This window comes from Microbacterium sp. 69-7, from assembly GCF_001897985.1.
GTDB classification, from domain to species: domain Bacteria; phylum Actinomycetota; class Actinomycetes; order Actinomycetales; family Microbacteriaceae; genus Microbacterium; species Microbacterium laevaniformans.
The window spans coordinates 9,653-15,670 of sequence record NZ_MKRU01000027.1 but is presented as its reverse complement, the minus strand read 5'-3'; the positions used below and the strand labels follow the sequence as shown (position 1 = coordinate 15,670).

Below are 6,018 nucleotides of genomic sequence, written 5' to 3'. Positions count from 1 at the left end.
CAGGCGAGCGCCGCGAGCCCCGCACCCAGGAGGGGGATGCCGGCGCACAGGCAGGCGGCGAGCCCCAGAACGGTGCCCACCGGCGCGGCCGGCGCGGCGAGCATGTTCGCCGCCACACCGTAGATCGACACCTGGGGCGAGATCAGCACGATGATGGGGCCGCACGCGAGCTGAGCGGACAGCGGCACGGCGACGAAAAGGGCGAGTGTGCGCGGCATCCACCGCGAGAGGCCATCTGCGAGGGGCCCGGCGAGGACGAGAAGCGCGGCGGTGGCGGCGACCGAGAGGGCGAACCCGATCGAGCGCGACAGCCACGGGTCGAGCAGGAGCAGGAGGACGATGGATGCCGTCAGCAAGGAGAGCCCCGCCCCGGTGCGGCCCAGCAGCAGGCCCAGCATGGCGATGGCGGCCATCGTCGCCGCGCGGATGACGCTCGGCTCCGGCGAGACGAGGATCACGAACGCGACGAGGGTGCCGAGGCCTGCGATCACCCGGAGGGCGCGGCGCGCTCCGCACAGGGCCGCCAGCGCGAAGGCGATCCCGACGACCAGGGCGCAGTTGGCCCCGCTCACGGCAGTGAGGTGCGACAGCGAAGAGGACTTCATCGCCGCATCGAGCCCGTCCGAGACTCCCGAGGTGTCGCCGACCGCGAGACCCGCGATGAGGCCGCCGCCGGGATCGGGGAGCCCGGTCGTGACGGCGCTCAGTCCGTGGCGCAGGAGCGAGGCGAGAGCGAACACTCCCGTCGGTGCGGCGATGAGCGTCGGCGTCGCGGACGCGTCGACGACGAGGACGGCCCGTTCGCCGGGGCCCGCGGCCCATGCCGTTCCGGTCAGGCTCACGCGGGCGCCGAGATCGAGTCCCGGCGGGATGTCGCCGGTGCGTACGAGCACCGGCACCGGTGTCGTGATCGTGGTTTCTCCGTAGGCGAGCCGCTGCAGCACGGCGTCGAATCGCCAGCCGGCCGCGCCGCGTTCGATCTTGCCGACCGCGACGACGTCGACCGTCAGCGCACGGCCCCCGGCGATCTCGGCCGCCGCAACGGCTCCGCGAGCAGGCAGCGCGGAGGCGACGTGCGAGGCGACCCCCGCCGCGACGGCCAGGACGATGGCGACCAGGGCGAGCGCAGGAGCGATGCGCCCCGCCCGGAACGCAGCGGAGCGTCGCCGCCGGTGCACCAGCGCGAGGACGACCACGAGTGCGCTCGCCCAGAGCAGCGCGGACGCGGATGCCGCGGCATCCGCCGTGCCGGTGACGACCCCGGCGGTCACCCACGCACCGGCGGCGACGGGCACGAGGCGCACGTCCCGGCGTCGCAGGGAGCGGCCGCCCCGGCCGGCTCGGGTCGGCTGAGGTGTCGTCGCTGCGGTGCCGGTCACACCGTCACCAGGTCGCGGAGGCCGGCGAGCATCTTCTCGCCGATGCCGGGAACCGACAGCAGATCGTCGACGCTGGTGAACCGGCCGTTCTCCTCGCGCCACGCGATGATGCGCTCTGCGATCGCGGGTCCGACGCGCGGAAGCGTGTCGAGGGCGGCGACGTCGGCGGTGTTGAGGTTCACGCGTCCGTCACCGCTGACGGGTGCGCCGGTGGACGACGCCTCCCCCACCTCCGGCACCTGCACCTGCTCGCCGTCTACGAGAGGTCGCGCCAGATTGACCGCCGTGCGATCGGCGGTGTCCGTGAACCCGCCCGCCGCGGAGACCACATCGACGACGCGCGCTCCGCCGTCGAGGCGGTAGAGCCCGGGGCGCTCCACGGCACCCGACACGTGCACGTAGAGCGCTGCGGCCGAGATCTCGACGGGCGCCACCGCGACGCCGGTGTCGGCGGTGGCCACCGAGCGGACGAATCCCACCGCGACCGCGATCGCCGCGGCGGCCAGCACCAGCACCAGGGCCGCACCGGTGCCGACGCGCCGCCGACGCGCGCGATGCGCGTCGGCGGCGGTGCGCGGTGCGTGATCGATGCCGGGCGGACTCACCTCCACACCGTGCCATCGGCGCACCGCCAGGCTCAGCGCCCGCGCGGCATCCGTGGACGAGCGGCCGCCGCCGCCCTCATGGGGAGGAGACTACGCGGTGGTGAAGCTGACGACCTTGGGAGCGCGGACGACGACGCGCGCGATCTCGCGTCCGACGAGTGAGCGCACGACCTTCTCGTCCGCGCGCGCCAGCGCCTCCAGCTCGTCGGCCGAGATGCGCGCCGGCACCGTCAGCGTGCCGCGCACCTTGCCGTCGATCTGCACGACCGCGGTGACCGACTCCTCGACCAGCAGCGTCGGATCGGCCTGACGCCAGGTGGCGAGACCCACGAACGGCTCGTAACCGAGCTGCTCCCACATCTCCTCGGCCGTGTGCGGAGCGAACAGGTCGAGGACCATCGCGATCGCCTCGGCGGCCTCGCGGACGGCAGGGTCGCCCGCCCCGGCGGGGCCGTCGATCGTCTTGCGCGTCGCGTTGACGAGCTCCATCAAGCGGGCGACGACGACGTTGAACTTGGTCTGCTCGATCAGCGCCGGGGCGTCGGCCCACAGACGATGGGTGACACGGCGAAGCGCCTGGTCTCCCTCGGCCCACACGACGTCCGGAGCGCTGGTCACCTCATGCGCGATGCGCCAGGCGCGCGCCAGGAACTTCGCGGCTCCCGTCGTCGAGACATCGCTCCAGTCCTTGTCGTCCTCCACCGGACCGGCGAAGGCGAGCGCGACCCGCAGGGCGTCGGCACCGTGGGCGTTCAGCTCGTCCTGGAAGAGCACGAGGTTGCCCTTGCTCTTGCTCATCTTGGCGCCGTCGAGGATGACCATGCCCTGGTTGATGAGGTGGGAGAACGGCTCGGTGAACTCGACGAGGCCCATATCGAACAGCGCCTTCGTGATGAAGCGCGCGTACAGCAGGTGCAGGATGGCGTGCTCGACGCCGCCGATGTAGAAGTCCACCGGACCCCATCGGTCGGCGTCCTTCGAGGAGAACGCCTTCGTCGTGTCGCCCGGTGACAGGAACCGCAGGAAGTACCAGGAGCTGTCGACGAACGTGTCCATCGTGTCGGGGTCGCGCAGGGCCGGCTCGCCCGTCTCGGGGTCGACGGTCTCCACCCATCCGGTCGCGGCGCCCAGCGGAGAAGAGCCCTTCGGCGTCAGGTCGAGGCCCTCCATGGCCGGCAGCTCGACGGGCAGCTGCTCGTCCGGCACGGGCACGATGCGCCCATCGGCGGTGTGCACCATCGGGATCGGCGTGCCCCAGTAGCGCTGGCGTGAGATGAGCCAGTCGCGGAGGCGATAGGTCTTCGCGGCGCGACCGGTTCCGGCGGCCTCGAGCTGCTCGATGGCCCGGGCGATGGCGTTGCGCTTGCTCAGTCCGTCGAGGGGGCCGGAGTTCATCATCCGGCCGTCGCCCGTGAGCGCCACGCCGGTCTTCGCCGGGTCGATCTCGTCGATGCCCGGAGCACCCGGATCGATCGGCACGCCCTCGGCATCCAGTTCGATCACCGGGATCGCGCCGGTCACGGGGGCTGTCGTGTCGACGACCACCTTGACGGGCAGATCGAACGCACGGGCGAAGTCGAGGTCGCGCTGATCGTGGGCGGGAACCGCCATGACGGCGCCGTGGCCGTAGCCGGCGAGAACGTAGTCCGCGGCCCAGATGGGCAGCCGCTCCCCCGTGACCGGGTTGACCGCGTACCGCTCCAGGAACACGCCGGTCTTCGGGCGGTCGGCGGTCTGCCGGTCGATCTCGCTCGTCTTCTGCACGGTGTCGAGGTAGTCCTGGAAGCGCATGCGTGCCTCCGGGGATGCCGAGGCTACGAGCTCCGCGGCGAGGTCGGAGTCCGGGGCGACGACCATGAACGTCGCGCCGTAGAGGGTGTCGGGGCGCGTCGAGAACACGGTGATCTTGTCGGCGCGGCCTTCGATCTCGAAGTCGATGTCGGCGCCGACGGAGCGTCCGATCCAGTTGCGCTGCATCTGCAGCACCTTGTGCGGCCAGAAGCCCTCGAGCTGATTCAGGTCGTCGAGCAAGCGGTCGGCGTACTCAGTGATGCGGAAGAACCACTGGGTGAGCTTCTTCTTGACGACCACGGCGCCGCTGCGCTCCGATGTCCCGTCGGGCAGCACCTGCTCGTTGGCGAGCACGGTCTGGTCGACCGGGTCCCAGTTGACGAGCGCATCCTTGCGGTACGCGAGGCCCTTCTCATAGAGCCGCTGGAAGAGCCACTGGTTCCAGCGGTAGTACTCCGGGTCGGAGGTGTGCAATACGCGCGACCAGTCGAACGAGACGCCGTACTGCTGCATGCTGGAGCGCTGCTGCGCGATGTTGCCGTAGGTCCAGCCGCGCGGCTCGACGCCGCGCTTGATGGCGGCGTTCTCGGCGGGCAGGCCGAAGCTGTCCCAGCCGATCGGGTTGAGCACGTTGTACCCGCGGTGACGCCAGAAGCGCGCGACGATGTCGGAGTAGAGGTAGTTCTCCGCGTGCCCCATGTGCAGGTCGCCCGACGGGTAGGGGAACATCGCGAGCACGTACTTCCGCGGGCGGGTGTCGTCTTCACCGCCGGCGCGGAACGGGTCCTTCTCGGCCCAGATGCGCTGCCACTTCTCCTGCACGGCGTGCACGTCGTACGGTCCGTTCTCGGCGGCGGTGGCGATGTCTGTGGGGCTGCTCATGGGAAGGGGAAGACCAATCTGAAAGCTCGGGAACGCACGAGAGGCGTCCTTCCAGGTTAGCGGACCCGTCCTACCATCCCGGCGGCAGATTCGCACCCAGTGCGGCGAGGGGGCCCCGGGCTTTGAGCCCGACCTCGGCGACCTCCTCTTCGGGATCGGAGAGCCAGGTGATGCCGCCGCCGGCACCGACGTATGCGCCGTGCGGTCGCAGCACGATCGATCGGATCGTCATCGCCAGGTCGGCGCGACCGTCGGTTCCGACCCAGCCGAAGCACCCCGCGTAGATGCCCCGGCCTGCCCCCTCCAGCGCGGACAGGATCGTCATCGCCGACAGCTTCGGCGCCCCCGTCATGCTCCCCGCAGGGAAGGTGGCGTCCAGCAGGTGTCCGAGGGTGGCGTCGGGCAGGAGCTGGCCCGCGACGGTGCTGACCAACTGGTGGACCGCCGTATACGACTCCACCTCGAGCAGACGTTCGGCGCGGACCGTCCCCGGCCGGCACACCCGCTGCAGGTCGTTGCGCATCAGGTCGACGATCATGACGTTCTCGGCCCGCTCCTTCACACTGTCGACGAGCGCGCGACGCAGCGCGGCGTCATCGTCGGCGTCGCGGCCGCGCGGCCGGGTGCCTTTGATCGGGTGCGTGCGCACCACGCCGTCGGTGACCTCGAGGAAGCGCTCGGGACTCGCGCTGAGCAACGCGGTGTCGCCGCTGCGGATGATCCCACCGTGGTGTGCGGGCAGCGCGTCGCGCAGCGCGAGATAGGTGGAGACGGGATCGAAGGGTGTGGATGCCGCGACCGTGAACCGCGTCGTCAGGCAGAGCTGGTAGGCGTCGCCGGCCCGGATCGCGTCTCGGCACTGCGCGATGAGCGCCCGATACTCCTCCGGCGTCTGGCGGGCGGATGCGATGGGGACCGCCTGGCGTGTGGCAGCGGGGCGGCGTGACGCCACACGCGAAGCCGACGACCGTGCGCCCTCCACCGCGTCGGCGAGGGCCTCGCCGCGGTCGGCGGGCGCGGCGATCCACACCTCACGGGCGGCGTGGTCGAAGACGACGAACCACTCGATCCGCAGCCACAGCTCCTGCGGTCCGTCGGCGTCGTCGATGCGCGCGGGCGCGCCGACGGCCGCGGCCGCCGCATCGAAACCCCACCACCCCACCCAGCCGCCCTGCAGCGGACCCGGCACTACCGCCGGCTGCCGCGCGTCCGCCACGAGAGGAAGGTCGCGGGGTGCTGCGTCGGGAGCGCCCACGCCCATCCAGCTGAATCCTGCCGTCGCAGCCGGCCCGGCATCCAGCCAGAACGCATGCTCGTCGTCGCACAGGATCGTCGCGAAGACGACGGCTGGATCGACCCAG

The 6,018-nt window shown here is 71.5% G+C and carries 4 protein-coding genes; all 4 read right to left on the bottom strand.

The window, feature by feature from the left end; all coding sequences use genetic code 11:
• A partial coding sequence (locus BGN98_RS02850; RefSeq protein ID WP_288119444.1) for a ComEC/Rec2 family competence protein occupies window positions 1-1,295 on the bottom strand: 1,295 nt, incomplete at its 3' end.
• Window positions 1,296-1,375: 80 nt separating this feature from the next.
• Entirely contained in the window at window positions 1,376-1,990 is a 615-nt protein-coding gene (locus BGN98_RS02845; protein WP_036285520.1) for a ComEA family DNA-binding protein, read from the bottom strand.
• 84 nt (window positions 1,991-2,074) lie between these two features.
• Window positions 2,075-4,657: a leucine--tRNA ligase gene (leuS, locus tag BGN98_RS02840; RefSeq protein WP_036285518.1), complete on the bottom strand. Its 2,583-nt coding sequence runs from the start codon at window positions 4,655-4,657 to the stop codon at window positions 2,075-2,077.
• 70 nt (window positions 4,658-4,727) lie between these two features.
• Window positions 4,728-6,018 (bottom strand): anthranilate synthase component I family protein (locus BGN98_RS02835; protein ID WP_288119441.1); only part of this gene is annotated, 1,291 nt, incomplete at its 5' end.

Coding starts and splice junctions, on each gene's coding strand:
- leuS (WP_036285518.1), bottom strand. CDS start 4,657: ATGAGCAGCCCCACAGACATCGCCACCGCCGCCGAGAACGGACCGTAC.